This is a genomic window from Parabacteroides merdae ATCC 43184, assembly GCF_025151215.1.
In the GTDB taxonomy this organism is placed as follows: domain Bacteria; phylum Bacteroidota; class Bacteroidia; order Bacteroidales; family Tannerellaceae; genus Parabacteroides; species Parabacteroides merdae.
The window spans coordinates 1,103,445-1,128,397 of record NZ_CP102286.1 but is presented as its reverse complement, the minus strand read 5'-3'; the positions used below and the strand labels follow the sequence as shown (position 1 = coordinate 1,128,397).

General features: G+C 49.4%; 25 protein-coding genes, 1 tRNA gene and 2 pseudogenes. 7 read left to right on the top strand and 21 right to left on the bottom strand.

Annotated features, from left to right (window positions below; translation table 11 throughout):
• The first annotated feature begins 19 nt into the window (after positions 1–19).
• Together NQ542_RS04530 and NQ542_RS04525 are read left to right on the top strand one after the other, a co-directional pair.
• Positions 20–92 (top strand) — tRNA-Lys (locus tag NQ542_RS04530).
• Between the two features lie 239 nt (positions 93–331).
• Positions 332–1,411: a site-specific integrase gene (locus tag NQ542_RS04525; protein ID WP_005641753.1), complete on the top strand. Its 1,080-nt coding sequence runs from the start codon at positions 332–334 to the stop codon at positions 1,409–1,411.
• A gap of 231 nt (positions 1,412–1,642) precedes the next feature.
• Here the strand turns inward: NQ542_RS04525 and NQ542_RS04520 are convergent, their stop codons facing one another.
• The 20 genes and pseudogenes from NQ542_RS04520 to NQ542_RS04425 form a co-directional block, all read right to left on the bottom strand.
• Entirely contained in the window at positions 1,643–2,929 is a 1,287-nt protein-coding gene (locus tag NQ542_RS04520) for a sigma-54-dependent transcriptional regulator (RefSeq protein WP_005641752.1), read from the bottom strand.
• A complete protein-coding gene (locus NQ542_RS17910; RefSeq protein ID WP_005641749.1) occupies positions 2,926–3,207 on the bottom strand; it encodes an Hpt domain-containing protein in 282 nt (93 codons plus the stop codon). Before NQ542_RS17910 ends, NQ542_RS04520 begins: the two co-directional genes overlap by 4 nt.
• Before the next feature lie 88 nt (positions 3,208–3,295).
• A pseudogene (locus tag NQ542_RS04510) lies at positions 3,296–5,332 on the bottom strand (hybrid sensor histidine kinase/response regulator); the annotation flags it as partial.
• A gap of 7 nt (positions 5,333–5,339) precedes the next feature.
• On the bottom strand, positions 5,340–6,122 hold the full coding sequence (tatC, locus tag NQ542_RS04505; RefSeq protein WP_005641745.1) for a twin-arginine translocase subunit TatC: 783 nt from the start codon (positions 6,120–6,122) through the stop codon (positions 5,340–5,342).
• Between the two features lie 4 nt (positions 6,123–6,126).
• Positions 6,127–6,321 carry a Sec-independent protein translocase subunit TatA/TatB gene (locus tag NQ542_RS04500; protein WP_005641744.1) on the bottom strand — a complete coding sequence of 65 codons (195 nt, stop codon included), beginning with the start codon at positions 6,319–6,321 and terminating at the stop codon, positions 6,127–6,129.
• 74 nt (positions 6,322–6,395) lie between these two features.
• Entirely contained in the window at positions 6,396–6,935 is a 540-nt protein-coding gene (locus tag NQ542_RS04495; protein ID WP_005649394.1) for a flavodoxin family protein, read from the bottom strand.
• Positions 6,936–7,185: 250 nt separating this feature from the next.
• On the bottom strand, positions 7,186–8,091 hold the full coding sequence (locus tag NQ542_RS04490; protein ID WP_005641740.1) for an aldo/keto reductase: 906 nt from the start codon (positions 8,089–8,091) through the stop codon (positions 7,186–7,188).
• 15 nt (positions 8,092–8,106) lie between these two features.
• On the bottom strand, positions 8,107–8,868 hold the full coding sequence (locus tag NQ542_RS04485; protein ID WP_005641738.1) for an SDR family oxidoreductase: 762 nt from the start codon (positions 8,866–8,868) through the stop codon (positions 8,107–8,109).
• Positions 8,869–8,912: 44 nt separating this feature from the next.
• Positions 8,913–9,500: an NAD(P)H-binding protein gene (locus tag NQ542_RS04480; protein WP_005641736.1), complete on the bottom strand. Its 588-nt coding sequence runs from the start codon at positions 9,498–9,500 to the stop codon at positions 8,913–8,915.
• 7 nt (positions 9,501–9,507) lie between these two features.
• A complete protein-coding gene (locus NQ542_RS04475) occupies positions 9,508–10,521 on the bottom strand; it encodes an aldo/keto reductase (protein ID WP_005641734.1) in 1,014 nt (337 codons plus the stop codon).
• Positions 10,518–11,087 (bottom strand): flavodoxin, encoded by a 570-nt coding sequence (locus NQ542_RS04470; RefSeq protein ID WP_005641733.1) that lies wholly within the window; start codon positions 11,085–11,087, stop codon positions 10,518–10,520. Before NQ542_RS04470 ends, NQ542_RS04475 begins: the two co-directional genes overlap by 4 nt.
• 8 nt (positions 11,088–11,095) lie before the next feature.
• A complete protein-coding gene (locus tag NQ542_RS04465) occupies positions 11,096–11,911 on the bottom strand; it encodes a carboxymuconolactone decarboxylase family protein (protein ID WP_005641731.1) in 816 nt (271 codons plus the stop codon).
• Positions 11,912–11,917: 6 nt separating this feature from the next.
• The gene (locus NQ542_RS04460) at positions 11,918–12,823 is read right to left on the bottom strand and encodes a flavin reductase (RefSeq protein WP_151203678.1); all 906 of its coding nucleotides are present in this window, start codon (positions 12,821–12,823) and stop codon (positions 11,918–11,920) included.
• A 98-nt stretch (positions 12,824–12,921) separates the two neighbouring features.
• Entirely contained in the window at positions 12,922–13,935 is a 1,014-nt protein-coding gene (locus NQ542_RS04455; protein ID WP_005641728.1) for an amidohydrolase family protein, read from the bottom strand.
• Positions 13,932–14,450 (bottom strand): cupin domain-containing protein, encoded by a 519-nt coding sequence (locus NQ542_RS04450; RefSeq protein WP_005641727.1) that lies wholly within the window; start codon positions 14,448–14,450, stop codon positions 13,932–13,934. The genes NQ542_RS04455 and NQ542_RS04450 overlap by 4 nt, the downstream gene beginning before the upstream one ends.
• Before the next feature lie 18 nt (positions 14,451–14,468).
• Positions 14,469–15,419 (bottom strand): aldo/keto reductase, encoded by a 951-nt coding sequence (locus tag NQ542_RS04445; protein WP_005641725.1) that lies wholly within the window; start codon positions 15,417–15,419, stop codon positions 14,469–14,471.
• A gap of 9 nt (positions 15,420–15,428) precedes the next feature.
• Complete coding sequence (locus NQ542_RS04440; protein WP_005641723.1) at positions 15,429–15,995, bottom strand: DapH/DapD/GlmU-related protein; 567 nt, start codon at positions 15,993–15,995, stop codon at positions 15,429–15,431.
• Positions 15,996–15,997: 2 nt separating this feature from the next.
• Positions 15,998–17,056 (bottom strand): cyclophilin-like fold protein, encoded by a 1,059-nt coding sequence (locus NQ542_RS04435; RefSeq protein WP_005641721.1) that lies wholly within the window; start codon positions 17,054–17,056, stop codon positions 15,998–16,000.
• Between the two features lie 12 nt (positions 17,057–17,068).
• A pseudogene (locus tag NQ542_RS04430) lies at positions 17,069–18,195 on the bottom strand (aldo/keto reductase).
• Positions 18,192–18,425 carry a hypothetical protein gene (locus tag NQ542_RS04425; protein WP_005641714.1) on the bottom strand — a complete coding sequence of 78 codons (234 nt, stop codon included), beginning with the start codon at positions 18,423–18,425 and terminating at the stop codon, positions 18,192–18,194. The pseudogene NQ542_RS04430 and the gene NQ542_RS04425 overlap by 4 nt, the downstream one beginning before the upstream one ends.
• Before the next feature lie 163 nt (positions 18,426–18,588).
• On the opposite strand from NQ542_RS04425, the gene NQ542_RS04420 reads away from it, so the two are divergent.
• From NQ542_RS04420 to NQ542_RS04400, 5 genes are all read left to right on the top strand, one after another.
• On the top strand, positions 18,589–19,491 hold the full coding sequence (locus tag NQ542_RS04420) for a helix-turn-helix domain-containing protein (protein WP_005641712.1): 903 nt from the start codon (positions 18,589–18,591) through the stop codon (positions 19,489–19,491).
• A 2,044-nt stretch (positions 19,492–21,535) separates the two neighbouring features.
• The gene (locus NQ542_RS04415) at positions 21,536–22,465 is read left to right on the top strand and encodes an amidoligase family protein (RefSeq protein ID WP_005641701.1); all 930 of its coding nucleotides are present in this window, start codon (positions 21,536–21,538) and stop codon (positions 22,463–22,465) included.
• Entirely contained in the window at positions 22,462–22,695 is a 234-nt protein-coding gene (locus tag NQ542_RS04410) for a hypothetical protein (RefSeq protein ID WP_005641700.1), read from the top strand. Before NQ542_RS04415 ends, NQ542_RS04410 begins: the two co-directional genes overlap by 4 nt.
• Positions 22,696–23,083: 388 nt before the next feature.
• Positions 23,084–23,287, top strand: coding sequence for a helix-turn-helix domain-containing protein (locus NQ542_RS04405; RefSeq protein WP_081447005.1), 204 nt, complete (start codon positions 23,084–23,086; stop codon positions 23,285–23,287).
• Between the two features lie 12 nt (positions 23,288–23,299).
• Entirely contained in the window at positions 23,300–23,593 is a 294-nt protein-coding gene (locus tag NQ542_RS04400) for a helix-turn-helix domain-containing protein (RefSeq protein WP_005641696.1), read from the top strand.
• Between the two features lie 147 nt (positions 23,594–23,740).
• Here NQ542_RS04400 and NQ542_RS04395 read toward each other — a convergent pair whose 3' ends face one another.
• Positions 23,741–24,928, bottom strand: a complete 1,188-nt coding sequence (locus NQ542_RS04395; RefSeq protein WP_122206265.1) for an IS256 family transposase — start codon at positions 24,926–24,928, stop codon at positions 23,741–23,743.
• Positions 24,929–24,953 lie beyond the last annotated feature (25 nt).

The window sequence follows — 24,953 nt, the reverse complement described above, 5'->3', positions numbered from 1 at the left end:
CAGAAGTAACACACAGAATGATTCGCTAGCTCAGCAGGTAGAGCACATCCCTTTTAAGGATGGGGTCCTGGGTTCGAACCCCAGGCGGATCACTGAAAACAAAAGAAAAATCAAGCAAATCCCTGATAATCAATCATTATCAGGGATTTTTATTTTCTCCAAATACTGCATTTCACCGCAAAAAACAGTGATGATCACAGGTGAAATAGGTGGACTTGACATCTACCTGAAAAAGTCCACCGAATTAGATCATATTTCATTGATTTTCCGAATTTTGCGTGGTTCGAAACCGACTCATAAAAATTAATTTTGTAACATCATTTTTTTGAGTATGGCTATGCAGAGAAACTACTTTACGATTCTTTTCCTCATCAAGAAGTCTAAACTCCTAAAAAACGGAGAGGCACCCATTTGTATGCGTATAACGGTTAACGGGCAACGGGCCGAGATACAGATTAAAAGAAGCGTGGACATTTCCAAGTGGAATTCTCAAAAGGAATGTGCCATAGGTAAGGAAAGGAAATCTATGGAATTGAACCATTATCTGGATACGGTCCGTATGAAAGTTTTACAGATCCACAGGGAACTGGAGCAGGACGGGAAGCCGATCACGGCCGATGTCTTAAAAAGACGTTATTACGGGGAGGGAGACTCTCCGAAGATGCTGCTGGAGGTTTTCCAGGAACATAACCGAAAGTACAGGGAGTTGATGGGCAAGGTTTATGTCGCCGGGACTGTCCTGCGCTATGAACGGACCGCGAGGTATCTGGGTGAACTGCTGCAAAAGGAATACAGGATGAACGATATACCTTTGAAAGAGATAAACCATGAGTTCATCGCCCGGTTTGAGCACTATGTAAAAACAGAAAAATCATGTGCCCAGAATGCCACGGTAAAATATCTGAAAAACTTCAAGAAGATAATAAAAGTGGCGCTTGTGAACAAATGGATAACGGACGATCCTTTTCTGGAGATTCATTTTAAACAAACAAAAACGAACCGGGCGTTCCTTACGGAAGAGGAATTGAACATACTTCTGAAAAAGGAATTCACCATTCCCCGCCTGCAAACGGTCAGGGACATATTCGTGTTTTGTGCGCTGACCGGGCTGGCCTTTACCGATGTACAGCACTTGCGATATGAACACATAATAAAGGATGTCAATGGCGAGTACTGGATAAGAAAAGCCCGGGAAAAGACGGACAACATGTGTGACATTCCACTGTTGGACATTCCACGGATGATTTTGGAGAAGTACAAGACACATCCGGAATGCCTGAAAAAAGGAGTGGTCTTGCCGGTACCCAGTAACCAGCGGATGAACAGTTATTTGAAAGAGATCGCTGACATATGCGGTATCAATAAACCACTGAGCACGCATGTGGCAAAACATTGTACATTCTCTATATAGTTGAATATTAAACAATTATACTCTACTTATCACTAAGTAGGTAACGATTTAGAAACGAGCAAATTACAATATTCTGTTTTCCTTTGCACCAGTCAAAGAACGATTCTTTCAATGCAAATATACACTTTATTGTCTAAAAAAACAATCATTTTCTATTTTTAATTGACTTACAATCAACCTTAAAGAGAGTATCTGATTTCACTTCCTCCTTTTGGAAGAATGCTGGCCCGCTCATATAATCCGGTATTTTTTTAATTTCTCGTACAAGGAGGTCCGGCTGATACCGAGCATCCTGGCCGTACGGGCACGGTTGCCCTCTGCCTCTTCAAGGGTCTTGAGAAGCAGCCGTTTTTCTTTCTCCTCTTCTGAGAGAGAAGCGGTTTCCTCCCGTCCAACAGTGAGGTCCAGATTCAGCCCCTCCAGTGAGATCCATCCGTCTGCAGAGAGCAGGACAGCACGTTGGATGCAGTTTTTCAGTTCGCGTATGTTGCCGGGCCAGGGATATTTTTGTAATGAAACCGCAGCCAGACTGTTGAAACCGCGTATGGGCTTACGGTGCTTTTCAGAAAAATGCCTCATAAAGAACTCCGCTAACGGAAGTATGTCCTCCCCGCATTCCGAGAGAGGGGGGACATTGATGGTGAACTCGTTCAGGCGATGGAACAGGTCCTCCCGGAAACGCCCTTCGGATATCGCCCTCTCCAGGTTTTCATTCGTGGCGGCTACCAGACGGACATCAAAGGCGTATTCCCGGGTAGAGCCGACGGGCTTGTAGCGTCTTTCCTGTAGGGCACGCAACAGGAGTATCTGTGTCTCGGGGGAAAGGTTGCCGATCTCATCCAAGAACAGCGTACCCCTATCAGCCGTCTGGAACAGTCCGCACCTGTCACCGTAGGCTCCGGTGAACGTCCCCTTGCGGTGCCCAAAAAATTCAGATTTGGCAAGATCGCCGGTAATGGTTCCGCAGTCCACCGGGACAAAAGGCTTGTTCCTACGGTGGCTTTGTTCATGCAGTTCGCGGGCGATATGCTCCTTTCCCGTACCGGAGGCTCCTCGAATGAGCACGGAAATGTCGGAACGTGCCACCAGCCCCACTAACCGGTACATTTCCCGCTCTTTGGCACTCTCCCCGCGGTAGAACTCACTCCCGTCATTCCGAGAACGGCTGAATATCTTTCCGATAGCTTCCAGCAACTTGTCCGGCTGGACGGGCTTGCACAGGTAGTTGGCCGCCCCCAGCTGCATGGCTTCCACCGCGTTCTCCACCTGCCCGTAGTTGGTCATGATAAGGAACGGGGTGGCGTAGAACCTCTCGTTCATCCATTCCAGCAGGGAGGTGCTGTTCCCGTCCGGCAGGCGGAGATCTGCAAGGACAAGGTCGAATTCCCTTGCGGAAAGGGCCTTGCGGGCAGCTGACAGCGTCGTAGCATGTTCGGTCGCCATCCCCTTCTTCTTCAGCCAGTTGCCGATGCTGCGGCTAAAAATCACGTCATCTTCCAAAATAAGTATCGTTTTCATTCCTGTCTCTCTTTCCGCATCAGTTCCGCATAGGATATCAGTTCCCTGACGGCACCGATTATTTTTTCTATTTTCACATATTCCTCATCCTCCCATTGGCCCGCGTCGGATTTGACCAGCACTCTCAGAACCGCCACCGGATAGTCCAGACGTACCGTCTCCCACAACGGCAGGTTCCTGTGGAGGATGGAAATGATTTCCCGGCTGTCCTTTTCTTTCACGGCGGCTGACAGCCTGTCAATGTCCTTGCGGCTCTCACTGACAAACAGCCCCAGCATTTCCTGCCGGTTGTCCTCTCCGGCAAGCAGGAGGGAGAAGTCCGGCCTCCACTCTTTCCCATTCCCTTTTATGCCCCCATGATGGCGGTTACCAGCCTTTCTGCAGAGAAAGGCTTATGGATACATCCGGCGAAACCTGCGGAGAGATATTCCTCTTCCCTACCGGAATGTGCCGTGACGGCTATGGCCGGAATCTCCCTCGCCCGGGGGATGTTCGAGTCCCTCAGCAATTCAAGGACCGAGAAGCCGTCCGCACCGGGCATTTGTATGTCGGTCAGCAGAAGATCATACTCCTGCCTTTTCAGGCAGTCCATCAGTTCCCGGACATCCGTGCAGCAGTCACAGTGAATCCGGCTGCGAGAGAGCATCTCCCGGGTGATCTCCAGCTGGATGCGGTCGTCATCCATGACCAGCACACGGATGCCGCCGGGCGGTTCACAGGCCGGAAACACCTTCTCTTCCAGAGGGGCGGACTGTCCGGCCGATGGCACGGGAAGGAAAACGGAGAAGCGGCTGCCTTCACCGGGGACGCTCTTTACCTCCACACGGCCCCGCATTTCAGACACGAGCCGGGCCGTGATCGCCAGCCCCAGTCCGAACCCTGGAATGCCACGCGCGTTGTCCAGCCTTTCGAACGCCCCGAATATCCGTTCTTTCTCTTCTGCACTTATTCCCACGCCGGTATCCCGGACAGAGATGCAAAGTTCCCCATACAGGTATTCCGCCTCAAGGCGCACCTCCCCGTGGGGCGTAAACTTCAGGGCGTTGGACAGCAGGTTGTCGGCTATTTGCCGGATATGCGAGCCGTCACAGCAGACGATGGTGTCCAGACCGGAGAAGGATACGGTGAACATTAGGTTCTTCTGCCTGGCGGCAAGCCGATGGCCGTCCGCTATTTCCTCGAACAGGACTTTCAGGCTGAAGAGCGTGTCATTGGAACGGACCCCGCCTTCATCCATCCGGTGGTATTCCATCAGCGTGTTTACCAGGCCGAGCATGTAATCGGACGAGTGCAGGATGTTGTCCAGATAGCCGGTCCTGCGGCTGACGTCGCTTTCCGAGGGCAACAGCTCCGCGCAGCCTTTGACGGCCGCCAGCGGGGCGCGCAGGTCGTGGGCCACCGAGGCCATCAATTCCTTGCGTGAGCGGAGCAGTTCCCGATTCCTCCTGTCGGACTGTTCAAGCTCCCTTTCGTACCGGAGACGACGGTTCAGATCCCGGTGGATGATGGTATACAGCATGATCGCCAGCAGGGAGACGGACAGGGCGAGGCCGACTATCATATAGTAGGAGTTGTCACGTTCAAGGACAAAGGCCTTGTAGCGTGCGGTAAAACGCTCGTTGTTCTCCCGCTCAAATTCGGAGACCATATTGTTCATCCTCCCGTTCAGCTCCACACTGCCGGTGTACAGGCTGTCCATCTGTGCCAGTAGCCGGGCCTGCCTTTCGGCCTGTTCCAGGGCGACCCTCTCATTCAGGGAGCGGAGCATGCGTGTTGTCGTCCCGGTTGGAGGGGTGGCGGATAATGACTGCCGTTTACGTTCGGTCTCTTCCCTCTGTTGCAGGTAAGCGGATTTGTTTTCTTTTCTACGGAAGATATCCCAAATGCTTCTTTTCTTTTTGGGAGTATCTCTCTCACCGGTTCCCGGAGAAACCGTATTTTCCTTTTGCCGCGCAGCCTGTTTCCGGGCTGTCGATACAATGGCCGGGATGCTTTCCTGCACAATGTCACCTATACCTTGCAGCTCATTGAAGGTATGCATCGCCTTGGCAAGAAGGAGTTCCTTGTTCCAAAGAAGGAGACATAACGAATCGATATGGCTTTTCTGTAACGGGGTATGGACATATTCCTTCAGAAGCTGCAGGCTGTCACAAACCCCACGGCGTTTGCGGCTGTATTCCCTCAGGTCGTCATCATTCCATATGACGGCAATCTCGGCATGGGTGGAGAGGTCCAATAGACCGATGTAGCTCTTTTCAGCCAGGCGGTGTATCGCCACCAGCTCCTTCTCCTCCTTGCGCAGCGTGTGTCTTTGCATCTGCTCCTGACGGAACTGATAGACGATGAATGCCAACAGCAGGCCAAGACGGCATAACCGAAAGATATTTTTAATTTTAACCACATGATAGCACTAATTATGAATCTTACTCACGAGTAGAATACTCGTTTCATATAATATCCATATCGGAAGACTCACGAGCGAAAGCGTAAATACATCTGAAGTCGGCGTAATAATAGCTGCCACCACAAGAATAACCACGATGGCGTGTTTGCGGTATTTGCGCATAAAATCGGCCGACAGGAATCCCAGTTTGGCGAACAGCCACGATAGAATTGGTATCTCAAAAACAAGCCCCATTGCCAACGACATGGTCATCAGCGTGGAAATGTAGGATTGCAAGGCAATCATGTTTTCCACTTCACCGCTGACCTGATAGGTTCCCAAGAAACGGAACGTCAGCGGGAAAATCAGAAAGTAGCTGACCGCCACACCCAAGGCGAACATAGCATAGCCGCCTCCGACCACCTGCACCACATATTTCCGCTCATTAACATATAAAGCAGGCGATACGAAGCGAAACAACTGGTAGAGGATGTATGGCGATGCACAGAGAACACCTGCACATAGTGCGGCTTTCATGTGGATGATGAACTGCCCAGCCAGTCCCGTGTTGATGAGCTTCACGAGAAAATCCGGCGCACCGGATTCCGTCACCAGACCGCCGAGCGAATAGAGCAGGCGGTAGGTAATGAAGTCTGCATCTTTGGGCGCGAGGATGACTGCGAACAGCTCTTCTTTGAAGCAGAATGCTGCCACGCCGAACACGACGGCCACGAGCAGGCTCTTAACGATAGCCGCCCGCAGCACGTCGAGATGTTCCCAGAAAGATTGTTTGTCCGTATCAGCCGCCATCCGCTTATTCTTTTTTCACCGGTTCCTCCTCGATCTCTTTCTCCATATTGTTCATCCCTTCCTTGAACGAACGTACTCCCTTGCCGAGACCTTTCATCAGTTCGGGAATCTTCTTGCCACCGAAGAACAGCAGCACGACCAATGCGATCAGTAGCATTTCCTGCATACCCAGACCGCCGATAAATAAGGGCGTTATCATATTGGTTTTGTTTTAATTCGATATATCTGCTCTATAACCAACGTATTGCATCGTTACATGAATCCGTAGCATGACTACCCGAAACATTTACGTCCTAATTCGTAAGCCTGTCGACTGTATTCCGTGTCATTCACCGCACCCGTCGGCCACATTCCCTCCGCCACGACCGTTCCACAGTCTTTCCATCCTAAATACCGGAGCAGCGTATGGTAATGCGAGAGCATCGGCTCGGCTTCTTCCGCAGCTGTATCAGCGTATGCCATCAGCAAGGCCGACCGTTTCTCGCTTCCCTTGACCTGCCCGTTGAGCGCATAGAAGCGGTCTATCACGGCTTTGAGCTGCGAAGAGAATCCGAAGTAATACATTGGCGTGGCGAATACCACCATATCGGCGGTCACAAGGTGCGGACGAAGCTGCCCGAAATCGTCGTTGAATATACACTGACCGTTCATTCCGCAACGGTTGCAGGCGATGCAGGAAGAAACCTTGCGCTGGGCGCAATCGAAATGGTACACCTCGTGTCCGGCTTCTTCCGCACCCTTGATGAATTGTCCGGCCAAATGATTGGTATTCCCGTTCCGGCGCGGACTTCCTGTCAATACTACTATTTTCATTTTCTTATCCGTTTTATCGTTCAACAATTCGGCTGCCTTCGCTATCCCGACTCCGGAAAGCAGGGTTGCTCCGGCTGCTGCACCGACAGTCTTTATGAATTTTCTTCTGTCCGTATCAGTTCAACTTTTTTCATTTAACCACTTTGATAGATGGTCTGCCACTTCTGATATTATTCAAGTCAGGCAACAGGAAATGCGTGTGACGCATAGTTCTGTTTCCGCCAACTGATACCCCGATACGATTTATCGGTTACCACGGGAAATTATCCGGGTCGTTCTGTTCATACGCACGTTGGTTGCGGTTCAGACCGGTAATAATCTCCATTTCGGAAGGCGAAAGCTCGAAGTCGAAGATACGGATATTCTCGTCCGTGTACGCATCGTTGTCGCAGCGGGGAATGGTGACCAGCCCGCGCTGCATGTGCCAACGCAGGATGACCTGTGCGGCAGATTTACCGTGCCGGGCGGCAATCTCGCCGATTGCAGGGTCATCGAGCACGCCGGTAACGCCCTGTCCCAACGGTCCCCATGCTTCCACCTGAATACCCTTGCGGAACGTATAGCCCACGACATCGTGCTGGGTCATGTACGGCTCGATCTCGATTTGATTGACGACGGGACGTATGCGTGCATACTCCAGCAACTCGTCGAGATGGTGCGGGTTGAAGTTGCTCACGCCGATACTGCGGATTTTCCCCTTGTCCACGTATTCCTCCAATATCTGCCAAGTCTCCTTGATATGTCCTTTTACGGGCCAGTGGATGAGTACGAGGTCGATGTAGTCCGTTCCGAGGTCGGCAAGACTTTTGTCAAGCGACTGCCGCACGGTGCCGCCTCGCATTTCCATAGTGTTCACTTTCGTGGTAATGAACAGCTCTCGGCGGTCTATTCCGCTCCGGCATATGCCTTCGCCCACCTCTTTCTCGTTTCCGTAGCCCTGTGCCGTGTCGATCAGGCGGAACCCGACCTTGATTGCATGGCATACTCTTTCTGCGGCATTATCCTTGACCAAGAACGTGCCGACTCCCAATTGCGGCATTTCCATGCCGTTGTTCAGTTTTACAGTTGGTACTTTATTCATTTCCTGTGCGTTTGTTTGAATTGCCATCCCCCATACAAAGGCAATGGCAAGGATTGTTTTCAATCTGTTTCTCATTCTATTTATTGTTTATCACATCGCCGTATATCCTCCGTCCATCGCCCAAGTCTGTCCGATGGCAAAGCCGGCATAGTCGCTGCAAAGGAGCAGCACCATCGAAGCGATTTCTTCTGCCTTGCCGACACGCCCCAACGGGATGGCGTCGATGACACGTGCCATGTGGTCGGGCGACTGCTCGATGGCCTGACGTACCATCGGTGTCTCGCAGGTGCCGGGGCAGATAGCGTTGATGCGGATTCCCTGCCGGGCATACTCCAACGCCGCCGATTTGGTCAGTCCCAGTACACCGTGCTTCGAGGCGTTGTAAGCCCCGATGCAGGGGATGCCTACCAGACCACCCTGCGACGAGCAGTTCACGATGGCTCCCTTGCCGTGCTTTTTCATCTCGACAAGTTCGTACTTCATACAGTTCCACACGCCACGCAGATTGACCGAAATTACCCGGTCGAAATCCCAGCCTTCGGTTTCCGCCAGATCTTCCCGCACGGCGGCATGTATGCCTACGTTATTATAGGCTATATCCAACTTGCCGAAAACAGCGACCGCCTTTTCGACAGCCGCTTTCACTTGTACCTCGTCCGATACGTCACACCTGATACCGATGGCGTTGTGTCCTTCCGCTTCCAGTTCCTTGGCACGGTCTGTTACCCGACTATCCAAATCGGCCATGACAACCGACGCACCGGCTTCGGCAAACATCCGTGCGGCGGCATAACCGATACCGCCAGCCGCACCCGTAATAAATGCCACTTTATTTTCAAAACGTATTTCCATAGTGAATCAAAGTTTTTCCGTATCAGACATATCACGGGTAATACTCACGCTTTGACGGACATAGAGCGTGTCATCATGTATAAGACGAACGGCAAGCCCGACAACGGAGGGGATGGTCGAAACAATCCTTTCGCTTGTTCGCCTTTGAAAGTCAATGTGAAATCATCCTTATCCCCGTCCCGTAAATACCCCGGACGAAGTACCGTGTAATCCAGACCGCTGTTTTCCACAATATCCGCCGCTTTGCGGTTGGGTATTTGGTCGGGATTGTTTCTAACATTGTCTTCATCGTCCATGTCCGCCGGAATCTCATCGTAGATTCCCACGGCTCCCATAAAGATAATACGGCGTAAACCGGCTTTCTTCATGGCTGATACCGTTTTTTCAGCGATAACGGGCAAATCGTCGCCCGATATGGCGCAATACACCACATGGCAACCCGCCATCGCCTGCTGCAAATCATCCGCTTTCATGGCGTCACAATCGACGACATGGCATCGCTCACTTTCGTGATAGCAAGCCGAGGCATGACGGGATGCAAGCGTCAGATGACACTCTTCGTCATTGCTCAGCTTCTCGACAAGAGCTTTCCCGAATGTCCCGGATGCTCCTAAAATCAGAATTCTTTTCATGCTTGAATTATTTTAGTTTTAACCAGTTGTTTCCGAATGAAGTCTGTTCGGTCTCCGCATGACCGCGTATGCCATATACCGGCAATCTGTCGAGTTCGGAATCCAGCCTGTCGAACTCTTCATCTGTCAGTTGCATTTCGCACGCCCGCAGATTCTCCATGATGCGCTCTTTGTTCTTCGAGCCGGGAATGGGCACGACATTCGTATATTTACGGAGCATCCAAGCCAAAGAGACCTGCGCTGGAGTCGCCTGCTTTTCTGCGGCAAAACTCCTGAGCATTTCGACAATGGGCATATTGCCGGTTATGTTCTCCCGCTTCAGTTGTGGAACCCATACACGCACGTCATCGACCTGGCCGAACTCCGTATCCGGTGTAATTTTTCCGGATAAAAGTCCGCTGGCGACAGGTGAGAACGGCACAAAAGCAATCCCGTTTCCCACGCAAAAAGGAATGACATCTTTTTCAGAAGTGCGCTCCACCATAGAGTAGATATTCTGCACGGCACCTACGGGCGTTACGGCATGCGCCGCTTCAAGTTGAGCCTTGTCCACCGTCGAAATGCCCCATTCGCGGACAAGTCCCTCCTGAATGAGCCTGCCCATCGCATGGGCGACCTCCAGATTGTCCACCTCCATGTTGATGCGGTGCAGATAGTACAAGTCCACGTAATCGATCTGCAAATTCTTTAACGAGCGTTCAAGGTGGCGGCGGACGGCAGCATAAACGGAGCCGCAATCTTCAACCGCCTCAGGCCGGATATGCAGTTTTGTGGCAATCACAACCTCATTGCGAAAGCCTCTGACCGCACGCCCGACAATCTCCTCGTTATGTCCGGGATAATAAAGCTCCTTCCCGTATCCTTCTGCCGTATCGAAAAAATTGCATCCATAGCCGAACGCTTCCCGAATGGCTTCTTCGGCATATCCTGCGCCCGGTACTTGGCCGTATCCGTGGGAGAATCCCATACAGCCCATGCCTATTTCACTGACGCTTAAACTGCGAATCTTTCTTCTTTTCATAGCTTGCAGTTATCTACCCAGTTGCGAATGCTTTTCTCATCGGCACGATTAAGCAGGCGTCCCTCTCTCCAGTTCAGCGCGGGATAGGTTTTCTTCAACGCCGCCGCGCTGCCCGCGAGCGTGCTGCCTCCGGATGTGGCGAACGGGATGACTGTTTTGCCCTTCAGGTCGTGGCTTTCGATGAACGTATTGATAATGCGCGGCGCGAGGTCCCACCAGATGGGATAACCGATGAAGATGACATCGTAATCGGCGATGTTTTCCTTTCTGCCTTTGATTGCCGGACGCGATTTAGGGTCGTTCATCTCTACCGAACTGCGCGACCGCTTGTCATTCCAGTCGAGGTCGGCACTTGTATAGGGTTGTGCAGGCACAATCGCATAAAGCTCTCCGCCCGTAACATTCGCCAGTTTTTCGGCCGCTCGTGCCGTCGTTCCCGTCGCCGAGAAATAGGCTACCAATATTTTATGGTTTAATCCTCCTTTGTTCATATCCTGTCTTTGTTGTGCGCCGGTGTCGGTAGCCATGCCGACCACCGACAGCAATATCAATAAAAATCTATACATGCGGCTGATTATTTAAGTTTGTCATACTCTTCGTCGGTAACGGGTTCCAGCCATTCATTGGAAGCGTTTTCGCCTGCAATCTCGAACGCCAGATGCGCGAACCAGCTGTCGGCTGCCGCACCATGCCAGTGCTTTACATTGGCCGGAATGTGGATGACCGTTCCGGGCAAAATCTCTATCGCCGGTTTACCCTCTTCCTGATACCAGCCGTGCCCGGCCACACCGATAAGCATCTGTCCGCCGCCTTTCGTGGCTTTATGGATGTGCCAGTTGTTGCGGCAGCGAGGCTCGAAAGTCACGTTGGAAATATTCACCTGCTCACGCGAAACCGGTGCGAGGTAACTGTTGCCGGTGAAATATTGGGCATACGCCGTGTTGGGTTCGCCGATGGGGAAAATCATTTTGCGTTGGAATGCAGCTTTTGCATCCTCTCCGGTCGTCTCTTCCGCCCATACCTCTTTCGCCAGACGGAATGCCGCCCATGCCTTCGGCCAACCCGCGTAAAAACCGATATGCGTGATAATTTCGGCGATTTCGGTGCGGGTGATACCGTTGTTCTTCGCCGACTGCAAATGATATGTCAGCGAGTTGTCTGTGATACCTTGACTGATGAGCGAGGTAATCGTCACCAAGCTGCGGTCGCGAAGACCGAGTTTGTCGGTGCGGCTCCATACCTCGCCGAAAAGGACGTCGTCGTTGAGTTCTGCGAATTTCGGGGCGAACCCGCCTAACTGATCGCGCCCTGCTGTCTGTACTATCTTTTCCTGTGCCATAACATTAAATGTTAAAACGGTGAATACTGAAATTAAAATAATTCGGTTCATGATTCTTTATTGAATGAAGTTATTGATTCGGTTCGCGGGATTGAGCGGCGTCTGGTCAGACAACACCAGCGACTTGACCATGTGCAGCGTCCCCTGCTTGTATTTTTGGAAATGTTCGGAAGCGATATGCTTCTCGTAGGCTTCACGGCTCGCATAAGTTTCGAGGATGGTTACCTTGCAGGGATTCTCCTTTTCGCTGACTGCGTACATCGTCAATACGCCCGGTTCGGTACGCAGGGAGACTTCGCCCACCTCGGTCGCGTATTTCATGTACTCGTCGAGATGCTGCGGGTAAACCTCGATTTTCGACAGGCGCACGATACCGTCGGCGGTCATCGGCTCCTTGGCGCACATTCCCGGCTGCTTGTCCAAGTTCAGGCATTTGCCGATAATCTCTCCGGTGGCGATGTAGGAATAGGTCGGAAACTCGAACAGCACGGGTTTCAACCGTGTATAATCGAGTTTCCCGTTGCCGTCAAGCACTTCGGGTGCAGCGTAAGTGTTGGCAATCGAGCAGATAAAATTGTCGAAGCCGTCCGACTTGTATATATCCACCACGTTGCATTCCATCACAAGCGGCGATGCGTCGATTACAGGACTTCCGTTTTCGCCCCAGTGGAATAAGAACTCGTGTGACTTGTCCGTGTTAGCCCCACTCACGCTTCCCACATAGTCTGCCTTTGGAAGCATCTTCCTGTCAACGAGATTGACGGATAGTTTCTTGGACTCTATGATGCCCTGATTGGTATAATGCTTGTCGCTCATGCTGACGAGAATGCGGTCATGCCCGATAATACCGACATGCGCCACAAGGAGCCAATTCACCTTACCATTTACTTCAGCTCCCACCACAGTTACGGGCATAGGGTAAAGAGCCAGTTTGCTACCGATATTTTTCTTTTCCGTTATCATCATTTCTTTATCTTTTAGTTGTGAAGCATTATCGCTCTTACACGCAGAAGCGAGTATTAACGCGAGAATACAAACTGCATTTATAAAACGTATCTTCATTACTTGTTCATATTAAATAGTTTATAGGCATTGCTCCAAAGTATGCCATCAATATGCGGAGCCAGCATATCATCGGATTTCAGCGCCGAACGGAGTTTATTCAGGTTCTCGGTCAGCACGGCGGCCGGTTGATAGGGATAATCCGAACCATACATGAGATGATCCGGTGTGGTAATTGCCAACAGCATTTTAATGACTTCGGGAGTTACTCCTCCTGCAAGGTCGTAGTATAAGTTCTTCAGGTTGGCTTCCCAGTCTATGGAATTCATCAGCCCTTTGGCGAGCATAGCCGGATGCACCATTTTCATCCGAGGCAAGGCAAGCGGCAAGAATGAGCCGCAGTGAGGAATGACAAACCGTATGTTCGGATAGCGTGCCGGGACATTGTGGACAATCATATTGACAACCGTTCGCGTCGTCTCAGCGGGATATTCGTAAATAGCAAGCGGAGTTGCTGCTATCAGAGTATCATTGACCGGCACGGGTTTGTGTGGATGCAGGATTACGACGGCATGTCGTTCGTTCAATACGCTCATCAACGTGTCGAGAGCCGGGTCGCCCAAATATTGCCCGCGACTGTTGGTCGCCAATTTGATACCGTCTGCACCGAGAGTATCGAGAGCATATACGGCTTCTTTAATGGCAGCTTCGACATCGGGCAACGGTAATGAAGCGCAGAAAAGGAACTTGCCGGGATAGTCCGACTTCAATCGGGCACTTGCCTCGTTATAAAAGCGGACAATCCGGGTGCATTCGTCAGTGTTGCCGTAATACGGTTGCGGAGCCGACATCGAAAGTATAGCCTTTCCGATACCGGCATTTTCCATAAATTCCAGATGGGTGTCTATATCCCATTGCGGCAACGGGAATGTCTCTTTCATTGCGGCCCCGTGTCTTTCCAGAAATTCGGTGAACTCGGGAAAGATATTGTGGCAATGTACGTCTATGACTTGTTGCGCATTAGATGTGTATATTGATAACATGCCTACTATGCTGATTAACAAATGTTTCATAAATTATATTCATTTGATTTCACCAACTCTTTCCATTCGATATGATTTTTACCGTTTTTTGTTGTTACAGATAGATGAACGAGTTTACTGTCTTGTGTAGCTCCGTGCCAGTGCTTTACATTAGCCGGTGTATTTATCACATCACCACGCTTTATAAGGCGTTTCGGCTTGCCTTCCTCTTGGTAAAATCCTTCTCCATCCAATATCAACAATACCTGATCTGCATCAGGATGAATATGCCATGAATTGTAACTTCCTGGCTCGAATATGAGGTGATGAATGTCATATTCAGGTTTTATTACAACCGTGGAAATACAGATTTTTCCGGTATAATGTTCTGACCGTACTTCTTGCCCTCGATTGAAAATCAAACTGTCATACAGCATACAAGGATCTGATAATGACTGCTTGGGGAAATTTATATTTGTTTCATGGGATGAAGCATAAACTTCCATACCGAATATAATCGCCATGACAAAACTGACAACTATGCCTATATATGTTTTCTGTTTCATATAATTCCGCATTTGGAGTTAAATCATCGGCATTTCCCAAGCACCTCTCGTATCTACACCGGTATTTTCAGCCGTCTCTTCCAAAACTTTCATTTCATCGTCGGTCAGTGTCACCTTTATGGCTTCAAGCGCATCCTGCACCTGAGCGGGTTTCGTCACACCGATGATCGGTGTCGTTCCTTTGCCAATCGCCCAAGCCAGAGCAACCTGTGCCGGAGTGATGCCGTATTTGTCGCCGACTGTGCGCATCGCGGCAACAAGTTTTTCGATTTGCGGCAATAGCGGGTTGTAGGTATCACCGCGTTGGCTTCCGGCAGGTAGCGGATGGGCTGTGTCATATTTTCCACTTAATGCGCCCTGTTCCAGCACCATGTATGCCCAGAAGTCGATGCCGTTTTCCTTGCAATAATTCAGGATGCCGGCTTTCTCCGACGAACGGTAAAGGAGGCTGAAATGGTTCTGCACAGCGGAAATATGCACTCCCTCTTTGGAAAGAATCTCTTCCGCACGCTTGATCTGTGCAAGGTTGTGGTTGGAGACACCCACACGTTTTACTTTGCCGTTTTTCACGAGGTTGGCAAGGAACGGAGTCCACCTCTCCACATCCGCCGGATTGTGAATCCAGTAGATGTCGATATAGTCCGTGCCGAAACGTTCGAGACTGCTACCCAGCATATCTTCTACCGGATTAACGGAATCCCCAGCAATCTGGGGAGTAAACTTCGTTGAGATGAGTACATCTTCACGGTTGTGCTCTTTGGTGAATGCGGCAAGTAAGCTTTCCGAAGCACCCATGCCATAAACTACAGCAGAATCCCACAGGTTCAGACCTCCGGCCATTGCCGCATCGAATACGGGCTTCAGTTCATTCACCCCGAGGTTGTTTCCGAATACTTGGTTGCCACCGGCGAATCCTACGCCCCACGACCATGTGCCTAATGCAATTGAAGGTAATTTCATTTTTTCCATCTCTAATTCTTATTTTGTTATATGTTTCATAATTTTTGCCGGAACGCCGCCCACGACCGTATTTGCCGCAACGTCTTTTGTTACAACGGCTCCTGCCGCAACGACAGCGTTGTCTCCGATAGTCACGCCTTGCAGGATAGTCGCATTGGAGCCGATCCAAACGTTCTTACCCAGCACGATGGGAGCTGGGTAAGTGGTTTTCCGCTTTTCGGGCGAAAGTCCATGATTGAGCGTAGCAAACACTACGTTGTGTCCAATCTGGCATCCGTCGCCTATCGTGACTCCGCCGTGATCCTGAAAGTGGCAGCAGGCGTTGATAAACACATTTTCACCTACGGTGATGTTCTTACCGAAATCCGCATAGAGGGGTGGGAAAACGCGCAGCGATTGCGGAACTTCATATCCGAACAGTTTGGATAACAGTCCACGCACTTCATCCGGCGTATGATAAGCAGTATTCAGGCGGAACGTGATGCGACGGGCCTCATTGCTCATATCGTCCATGAAACGGTGGATTTCCTCCGTATCGAGAGGCTTCCGTGTCTTTACGTATGTCTTGAAATCTTCTATCGTCATATTTATTGCCTTTCGAATTTTACTGCTATATCTCCTCCGATATTCAGAGCCTCGATGCCGTCACCGTCGATACGGCCTATTTTAATCAGGTCGTTGCTATGCGACCAGCTCTTGCAGAAAATCGCCACGTTGCCCCACGGCACATAAATCGTGATGTCGCCGGGCGTGGGCGCACAGCCGCGTGTCACGCCTTCGGTCGTCAGAGCCGGACCGGGATAAAATATTTTCTCGGTCGTGTTGTTGTAATCGTTCAGTGTAACCTCTAACGGCAGACGGGAAAGAAAATCCCTGCCTGCGGCATTGTCCTCCATCGTGGCGGTAATCGTGCGGTCGCCGACCGTAATGTTCACTTTCAGAGAAGTTTCATCCGGAGTATCCGGTTTATCCGATTCTTCCCGCCCTGCTCCGATTTCTTCGAGCCATGCAGGAACACGGGTCGCCATTTGCGAAAGCCCCGAAGATGTCAGCAACAGGGTCCGGTCGATTACCGTCGCTTCCGGGCATAGGCTGCGTGCTTCACTTACCGATGTGGAGATACCGCTGCTGCCGCTGGTGGCGAACAGTGCGATTCGTTTTCCGGCAAGTTTTGCTGCGTGTTCGTGCAGGAATGTCTGCATCGATGTCGCCATGCTGCTATACCAGATGGGATAACCGACAAATACGATGTCATAGTCATCGAAATTTTCCAACGAAGTCTTGATCGGAGGATAGTTGCCCTGACGGATAGCCGCCAGCTCTTCCTGCGAGCGTTCCAACATGGCGTTGTAGTCATTGTCGTATGCCGTTTCCGGCTCCACTTCGAGAATATCGCAGTCGAGTGTCGTCTGAATCAGTTGCGCCACACGCTCGGTATTGTTCGTGCGGGAAGCATAAAGGACAAGGTAACGGCCGTTCCCGCCGGGGGCAGGCGTGTCGGGATTATCGTCGGAATCATCACCGCCACCCGGATTTTCCGGCTGTTCGGGCTGTTCTGAAGTGAACGGCTCATCAGAATCGCCTCCGCAAGCCGCCATAGACAAGGCGGCAAACAATAAAAACGGAATCAATAAAATCTTTTTCATATCATAAATATTCTATTTGTCGATTTGGCTTTCAGTAAACGGATCGGCACGGTGGCCTATAAGGTCGATTCGTGCGTATTCTTTGTCGAACTCCTCCATTTCGTATGGAGTGAGACGAACGGTCGCCGCACCGAGAAAATCATCCAGATGGGCAGGATTGGTCGTGCCGGGTATCGGGGCTATCCACGCCTTGCGCGAAAGCATCCATACGAGGGCGAACTGCGCCGGAGTCACACGTTTGCGCTTCGCCCATTTGCGGACAAGTGCCACGAGCGGCATGTTGTGTTTCAGCGCTTCAGGGGTGAATTGCGGCAGGTTCCAGCGACGGTCGCCCTCGTAGAAACGGCTGTTCTCGTCGATTACACCCGTAAGGAACGCACGTCCCAGCGAGCAATAGGGACGAAGCCGATGCCTAACTCTTCGAGTGTCGGAAATATCTTCGTTTCTGGTTCTCGCCACCAGATAGCATACTCGCTCTGCACAGCCGACAAAGGACATACGGCATGGGCGCGACGGATAGAACGTGCGCTGGCTTCCGACAGTCCCCAATGCAAAACCTTTCCCTCCTGCATCAAATCCTTGACCGTGCCGGCGACCTCTTCCATCGGCACGTTCGGATCGACACGGTGCTGGTATAAAAGGTCAATATGATCTGTACGCAACCGCCGGAGCGACCCTTCCACTGCGCGACGAATATGGTCGGGACGGCTGTTCAGTGCGGTTGGTTGCTTTTCCTCGACTCCGAAACCGAACTTTGTACCGATTCTCACCTTGTCACGGAACGGGGCGAGTGCTTCTCCGACCCACTCTTCGCTGGTATAAGGTCCATACACCTCCGCCGTATCGAAAAAGGTCACACCCTTTTCGTAGGCATGGCGGATAAGTGCAATCATGTCTTTCTTTTCATACTTTCCACCATAATAGCCCACCATGGGTAAACAGCCCAAGCCGATAACCGATACATTCAACAATCCTCCAAGATTTCTATGCTCCATATTTCCTAACGGATTACTCCTGCTCAAATAATTGCTTTTAGATGGCGATGGAAATTGGGCAAAGACTTTCGATAATCCTGTCCATTCTCTGGCAGCCAGTAAAGCTGTCATTGATGACAGCTTTAAAAAATCTCTTCTGTTCATAAATCATATAATTTTAAAGAATGACCTTCACCAATCAAGCCTCGCATAATCTCCATTTCATTCTCTTCCAGCCGAAAAGTAATGGATTCGTTTTCCTGTTCAGGGCAGATTCCATCCTGAACGAGAAAACATCTCACTACATTTTCGGTAGAGGTATGATAACGGTCTGCAAAATAGCGTACGACTTCATCTTCGTACAATTTCGCTGGAATGTCAATTTGTTCATTCATTACTACTTTCTTTGTATGATGCAAAATTACCTGATGCTCGTATAACCGATGTAATCATAAGTGGGCAGTTCGTACCAATTTTACTGATTTCTATCCTTTTTATTCGACTATTCGATTAAAATCATGTATTTTTGCATGTAAACAAGAGCTTGAACGGAAAGCTATGAGCAAGATACTAAAAGTACGAAATGTGGGCGATTATAGTCAGTGGGTAGGACACACCGACAGACATCCGTTAGTCAGTGTCATTGACTATGCGGAAGTATCCCCTGTACGCCATAGCTTGAACAATTACAGCATCTATGGTATTTTCTTTCATGACGAAGCTGAAATAGATTTAGCTTATGGTTGTGGAAAGTACGATTACAAGAAAGGAACGGTCATCTGCGTTGCTCCTGGCCAGATAGGTGGTAAAGAGGACAACGGCGAACGGGTAATGCTAACAGGTTGGGCACTACTGTTCCATCCTGACCTTTTACATGGTACCCCGTTGGAAAGGACGATAAAGAATTATTCGTTTTTCGATTACCGTGTTAATGAAGCTCTGCACATGAGCGATGAAGAACACGGCATTTTGACATCACTGATGTGCCAGATAAGGGATGAACTCTGGAAAAGGCACGATGAATTTCAAGATTCCATCATTGTGGGTTATATCGAGTTGGTTCTGAACTTCTGCCAACGTTTCTATAACCGCCAGTTCATCACCCGGAAACTTGATAATTCGGATATGTTGATGAAATTCGACCGTTTGTTGCATGATTACTTTGACAGGAACATGCAACTGACATATGGCTTGCCGACAGTGCAGTATTGCGCCGACAAACTTTGCATGTCATCGAATTATTTCGGGGATATGATAAAAAAGACAACAGGTGATACAGCAAGTAATTATATCCGTCAATACATAATACAACTGGCAAAAAACGAACTTGCTACGGGTGAAAGTATTGCACAGGTAGCATATGGGTTGGGGTTTGAATATCCGCAACATCTTAGTCGAATGTTTAAAAAGCAAACAGGAATGACACCATCAAATTATTTCGAAAATCTGCAAAGGAAATAATTATTCTTAATAACAATTTATTGGAAAAGCACTCTAAGATAGAAGAATTTATTTTACAGGTAAATCAAGCGACTTCGGAGCCTGCTTAACGGACGGTTTGGCGGCATGATTGCCGTTAAACCGTCCTGTTTTCGTTTAACGAAAACACAACTTGCTGTCCGCAGGAGCGGACCTCGTTTCTCCAATAATTATTGTGTATCAGCTCATTGTAAGGCTATTTTCCTGTGGTTTGCGGAGCATTTCTATCAGATATTTACCGGCTGTTCTCCCCATTAAAGGATGGATATATCTCCATAACCATGTGACTTACGCCCATAATTCGGGGATAAGGAGGCGAATATATGGGAAATCGGCCCTTTACATGCTCTATTGTCCATTAATGGATTGCTACTTCTACACTTCTGCAAATGAAGAAATGGACATGTAGCCGTATATACCTCATTGTTTTTTCTTCATTATCTCCATTAACAGATTGCTACTTCTACAAATGGAGAATGACAGGTAGTCGCGTGTGACTTATATTTTTTCTTTATAATCTCCATTAATGGATTGATATTTATACACTTCTGCAAATGGAGATTTTGAGATATCTGTATCCAGAAGGGTGCGTGCTCCCTTCACTCCCGGCTATCCTTATTTTGATATCCGGCTATATCGCAATTCTGTGATAGCATTATCCGGATAGCGTATCATACGGCTATATACAAATATGGCTACACTATAATTCATGGTTGTGATGGAGATGGCTCTTCCCATCCGGTAACAGACCATGATGCCACAAGGAAAAAAGCGACAGCCACAGAGAAAAAACGGATGGCAGGAACGATTACGGAATCAGGTAAATAGAAAGTCCGGTACATGCGAATTCAGGCAATCATCCCGGATGGAAACCTGTCAAAGAGGCTTTTGAGACATTTGAAATACCGATAATAAAAAAACGAGATCAGGTATATGGACGCTGTCATATACCCACAGCCTGCCACACCGCTGTTCCGATAATCATATATGGTTATCCGTGCATCCCGCCATATCCTTATTCCGATAGAAGGACGTATCGTTATCGTCGTATCTCCATGTCCGGTCATATGGCTATACACATATCCGGTGGCATCATCGCCTTTCCCATCCGGGTCTGTCACGGGTTGGATTCGGATATTCTGGATAAGTTTTTAACCTGAGGGTAATCGGCCTGATGGTATAATAGGAACAAGAAGAAGTCTGTAATCGTGGCATTTACCCGGGTAGAGAAGCCACATCTTTTTATTGCCGGACTTCCGGCATTGCCTTATCCATGCGTGAAGAGGAGTTTTTTCTTTCATCGCAACGTTCCTCTCACATATCCAAAGGGGGTAGTGGATCCAGACCCGCTTCGGCTTTCTTTTTCCTTCCCATATGACAAAAACCGACTATCCATGACTATTCCTGCCGGTGTGTCGGCCATGCTTGCTTCTCATGGTTCCATTAACGGATTGATACTTTCACACTTCTTGTGGACCGATAATTTAAGGATTCGTATCAGGGTGGATGCATGCTCCCACACCTGCCCATAAGGATTTAAAAGGATAGGTGGACAGGGAAACGGAATCCCGCCCGTTTTTCCAGCCGCTACAGGCAGCGAGCCTCTGACGCCACCTCCGCATAGGAAGAACCGTCCGAGAGGAACGGTATGTCCGTCTCCCTCATGTGTATCATAGTGATAACCGGCTTTAGATGACTATAAGTGACAGGTGGTTTCGTTCCGTCCGGTCCTCTTCTTCCTTTATTTTGTATTCCGAGACAATACCGGTTGTGTAATTTAATAATTTAAGATTTTAAGATATGAACTCAGAAAAGGAAAAGAACCGACCTTCCAGAACCGGTGGAGAAGATATGCCATCAATCAGGAGGAATCCGATACCAACCGGTTAGGATACAGACACCTTGAATAAGGACTTTTAGCCTAAGATAAAGTAAGCTAACAGCATGATAATAAGACTCTTACAATTACGACTTCTCCTGTGAAAGCATTACCTTAGTAGTGTAACAATAAAGGAGTTAACAAGTTATGAACGAGCAAATTAGAAGCATTTTAGCACAAGAGACAACGAAGACAAATAAGATCCGGCAGCTGTTCCTTCTGGGGGTTCCCCGTGCGGAAATCGCCAGGATGGTGACCAACGGCAATTACGGTTTTGTAGTGAACGCCCTGCGCCGGATGAGGGAACGTGAGGGCGGTCCGAATGCTCATTCGGCGACAGCCGCACCGGATTACACTTTCAACCGTAAGTTCGGTATCGAGATCGAGGCCTACAATTGCTCCCGTGAACGGCTCGCGCGCGAGCTCAGGGAGGCAGGGATCGAGGTTATGGTGGAAAGCTACAATCATACCACCCGTCCGCATTGGAAACTCGTGACGGACAGCAGTATAAGCGGCAACGACACTTTCGAACTGGTCAGTCCGATACTGGTCGGCGAAGTCGGCCTGCGGGAACTGGAGAAGGTATGCTGGATACTTGACCTGTGTGACGTGAAGGTGAACGGGAGCTGCGGGCTTCACGTACATATCGATGCCGCCGGTTTCAGCATGGAGACCTGGCGTAACCTGGCCCTGAGCTACAAACATTTGGAACCGGTCATCGACAGGTTCATGCCGGCATCCCGCAGAGATAACTACTATTGCAAGGGATTGGGCCATGTATCTGATGAGATGATACGCTCGGCCCAGACGGTGGACGAGCTGAAAAACAGAATCGGCAACCGTTACCACAAGGTGAATCTCGAAGCCTATTCACGGCACAAGACGGTCGAGTTCCGCCAGCATTCGGGAACGACCAACTTCACAAAAATGCGTAACTGGGTGCTGTTTCTCCATAAATTGGTTACCTTCGCCACGAGGGGACAGGTGCCCACGGCCACCGCGCTCCGGAACATCCCTTTCCTGGACGATGAACAGAAGCTATATTATAAATTAAGAACTAAAAAATTATCGGCATGAGCAAGCATATGTATATTTTGGCGGATGGCGGCAGGATTGCCGCCTCCGACCCTTCCGAGTTTGTACGCGTCCTGCGTGAGGGCAGCTGGTTTGACAGCGGGTGCACCGACGGGGAGTACATGGTGAATTTCTCCGGGCGGTACAGGGAACTGCACGGGGTGACGGTGAGGACCGACACGCCGGAGCATTTCATGGACGACCTGAAAAAGTACGGTTACATCAAGGGCTGAACAGTCCGTTCCTTTATTATTACACTCCCTGCCGGTTTGGGGTCGCTTCACTTCCGGTGGGGATTTTTCTTTTTTCATCGCCGTGACGCACCCGTCCTTCAGGTTTTCCAAAGGGAGTCGTGAAAACCGACCGGCTACGGAGTATTTTTCCCGCGCCATATGACAAAAACCGACTATCCATGACTATTCCTGCCAGTGTGCCGGTCGCGCTTGCCTCTCATGGTTTCTTCCCTTATATTCGCACTGACATTTCAACGAGTTGAAAAATATGGAAATATGCTACATCGAGGCCGATGTCCTTGAGAGGATGCTGGCACGTGCCGAGAACCTGTCCGCACATGTGGACAGATTGTATGAGAGAAACCGCTGTAAGGAACCCGGAGAGTGACTGGACGGCCAGGATGTCTGCCTGCGCCTTGACATCTCGCCACGTACCCTGCAGACACTCCGCGATACCGGACGGCTGGCGTTCACCCGCCTCCAGCGCAAGTTCTATTACAAGCCAGAGGATGTGGAGAAGCTGATGGCCTACGTCGGCATCAGACGCAAGGAGAAGGAGGTGAGAGAAGGAAGGAAGAACGGAAACCTTTAAAGAGCGGAAGAGATGGAAGGCATTATCGACAAGGAGAACGAACGTGTCCGCAGGTTCTTTGCCCTGCTGGACAACATGGAGAAAAAAGTGGAGCGTCTTGCCCGTGACAACCGTCCTCCCTTCAACGGGGAACGGTTCCTGACCGACAGGGAGCTTTCCGGAACGTTGAGGATCAGCCGCAGGTGCCTGCAGGATTACAGGGACCAAGGACGGATTCCCTATATCCAGCTTGGCGGGAAGATCCTGTACAGGCAGTCGGACATCGAGAAGCTGTTGGAGGAGAACTATCACGCAGCATTGGTATAATATCGTATTCAAGTTTAAGGATGAAGGTGTCTGAAAAGGCAGCCTTCTTTTTTTGTTATGCAGCCCGTTTATTATCCATTTTTATATTTAAAGACACTGTCCAGAATTTTGTGTAAATGAAAACAGGATTCAGTTGTAAGTTTGTTCTTATATCTGGATTCTGTTTTCAAACATAAGCATAAATTGATTCATAATCAAGCCCCAGTTTGAAATAGGCATTGTCCATTTCTTTTCAATCTCCATAAGCGAAAGATATACGGTCTTTTTTACAGCATCGTCCGAAGGAAATGAAAGTTTTGATTTCGTGTACTTTCTGATTTTTCCATTCAGGTTCTCAATGAGATTGGTTGTGTAGATTATTTTTCTGATTTCCAGCGGGAATTGGAAGAAAACAGTCAAATCATCCCAGTTGTTTCTCCATGAAAGTATAGCATAAGGATACTTTCCTCCCCATTTCTTTTCCAGATTGTCAAGTTCTGTGGCTGCAACCTCTTTGTTGGGTGCATTATAGATATTCTTCATATCCGCTGTAAACTCTTTCTTATCCTTATAAACGACATATTTACAGGAATTTCTGATCTGATGTACCACACAGACTTGAGTGGATGACTGAGGGAATACACTGCGGATAGTATCCGTAAATCCATTCAGATTGTCGGTACAGGTAATCAGTATATCCTGCACTCCACGGGCTTTTAAGTCGGTCAGGACACCCATCCAGAAAGAAGAGCTTTCCGATTTGCCAACCCACATGCCAAGAACTTCCTTCAGGCCGTTCTGTTTCAGTCCGACGCAAAGGTAAACGGTCTTGTTTATGATCTTGCCGTTATCCCGTACCTTGAAGACAATACCGTCCATCCAGACTATCAGGCAAACAGGATCAAGGGGACGGTTCTGCCACTCCTGGGCAGCCTGATTGACTTTGTTGGTAATGATGGAAATGGCCGATGTAGAGAGCTCTATTTCATAAATCTCACGCATCTCTTCCTCTATGTCAGAAACGCTCATTCCTTTGGCGTATAGGGAGATAACGAGCTTTTCTATAGAAAGTCCACGACTTTCATGTTTGGGCACTGCTATCGGCTCAAACTGGCCGTTACGGTCACGTGGAATAGAAATGACAGACTCTCCATGTTCGGTCTGGATTTTCTTCGGATAACTGCCATTCCGGGAGTTGCCGGTATTGTTCCCTGTCACAGAATTCTTTTCATAGCCCAAATGGGCATCCATTTCGCCTTCAAGCATCTTCTCCAGCACCTGGGCATGCAACTGTTTCAGAAACTTGCTCACATCCGCTTCTGTCTTGAACTGGCTAAGGAACTCCTTGCTTAACACCTCATCGTTTCCATTTACACAAAAT

Excerpts from the sequence above, each read along its gene's own strand:
- NQ542_RS04525 (WP_005641753.1), top strand. The coding sequence starts at position 332 with ATGGCTATGCAGAGAAACTACTTTACGATTCTTTTCCTCATCAAGAAG.
- NQ542_RS04520 (WP_005641752.1), bottom strand. The coding sequence starts at position 2,929 with ATGAAAACGATACTTATTTTGGAAGATGACGTGATTTTTAGCCGCAGC.
- NQ542_RS17910 (WP_005641749.1), bottom strand. The coding sequence starts at position 3,207 with ATGCTGGGGCTGTTTGTCAGTGAGAGCCGCAAGGACATTGACAGGCTG.
- tatC (WP_005641745.1), bottom strand. The coding sequence starts at position 6,122 with ATGGCGGCTGATACGGACAAACAATCTTTCTGGGAACATCTCGACGTG.
- NQ542_RS04500 (WP_005641744.1), bottom strand. The coding sequence starts at position 6,321 with ATGATAACGCCCTTATTTATCGGCGGTCTGGGTATGCAGGAAATGCTA.
- NQ542_RS04495 (WP_005649394.1), bottom strand. The coding sequence starts at position 6,935 with ATGAAAATAGTAGTATTGACAGGAAGTCCGCGCCGGAACGGGAATACC.
- NQ542_RS04490 (WP_005641740.1), bottom strand. The coding sequence starts at position 8,091 with ATGAGAAACAGATTGAAAACAATCCTTGCCATTGCCTTTGTATGGGGG.
- NQ542_RS04485 (WP_005641738.1), bottom strand. The coding sequence starts at position 8,868 with ATGGAAATACGTTTTGAAAATAAAGTGGCATTTATTACGGGTGCGGCT.
- NQ542_RS04480 (WP_005641736.1), bottom strand. The coding sequence starts at position 9,500 with ATGAAAAGAATTCTGATTTTAGGAGCATCCGGGACATTCGGGAAAGCT.
- NQ542_RS04475 (WP_005641734.1), bottom strand. The coding sequence starts at position 10,521 with ATGAAAAGAAGAAAGATTCGCAGTTTAAGCGTCAGTGAAATAGGCATG.
- NQ542_RS04470 (WP_005641733.1), bottom strand. The coding sequence starts at position 11,087 with ATGTATAGATTTTTATTGATATTGCTGTCGGTGGTCGGCATGGCTACC.
- NQ542_RS04465 (WP_005641731.1), bottom strand. The coding sequence starts at position 11,911 with ATGAACCGAATTATTTTAATTTCAGTATTCACCGTTTTAACATTTAAT.
- NQ542_RS04460 (WP_151203678.1), bottom strand. The coding sequence starts at position 12,823 with ATGATAACGGAAAAGAAAAATATCGGTAGCAAACTGGCTCTTTACCCT.
- NQ542_RS04455 (WP_005641728.1), bottom strand. The coding sequence starts at position 13,935 with ATGAAACATTTGTTAATCAGCATAGTAGGCATGTTATCAATATACACA.
- NQ542_RS04450 (WP_005641727.1), bottom strand. The coding sequence starts at position 14,450 with ATGAAACAGAAAACATATATAGGCATAGTTGTCAGTTTTGTCATGGCG.
- NQ542_RS04445 (WP_005641725.1), bottom strand. The coding sequence starts at position 15,419 with ATGGAAAAAATGAAATTACCTTCAATTGCATTAGGCACATGGTCGTGG.
- NQ542_RS04440 (WP_005641723.1), bottom strand. The coding sequence starts at position 15,995 with ATGACGATAGAAGATTTCAAGACATACGTAAAGACACGGAAGCCTCTC.
- NQ542_RS04435 (WP_005641721.1), bottom strand. The coding sequence starts at position 17,056 with ATGAAAAAGATTTTATTGATTCCGTTTTTATTGTTTGCCGCCTTGTCT.
- NQ542_RS04425 (WP_005641714.1), bottom strand. The coding sequence starts at position 18,425 with ATGAATGAACAAATTGACATTCCAGCGAAATTGTACGAAGATGAAGTC.
- NQ542_RS04420 (WP_005641712.1), top strand. The coding sequence starts at position 18,589 with ATGAGCAAGATACTAAAAGTACGAAATGTGGGCGATTATAGTCAGTGG.
- NQ542_RS04415 (WP_005641701.1), top strand. The coding sequence starts at position 21,536 with ATGAACGAGCAAATTAGAAGCATTTTAGCACAAGAGACAACGAAGACA.
- NQ542_RS04410 (WP_005641700.1), top strand. The coding sequence starts at position 22,462 with ATGAGCAAGCATATGTATATTTTGGCGGATGGCGGCAGGATTGCCGCC.
- NQ542_RS04400 (WP_005641696.1), top strand. The coding sequence starts at position 23,300 with ATGGAAGGCATTATCGACAAGGAGAACGAACGTGTCCGCAGGTTCTTT.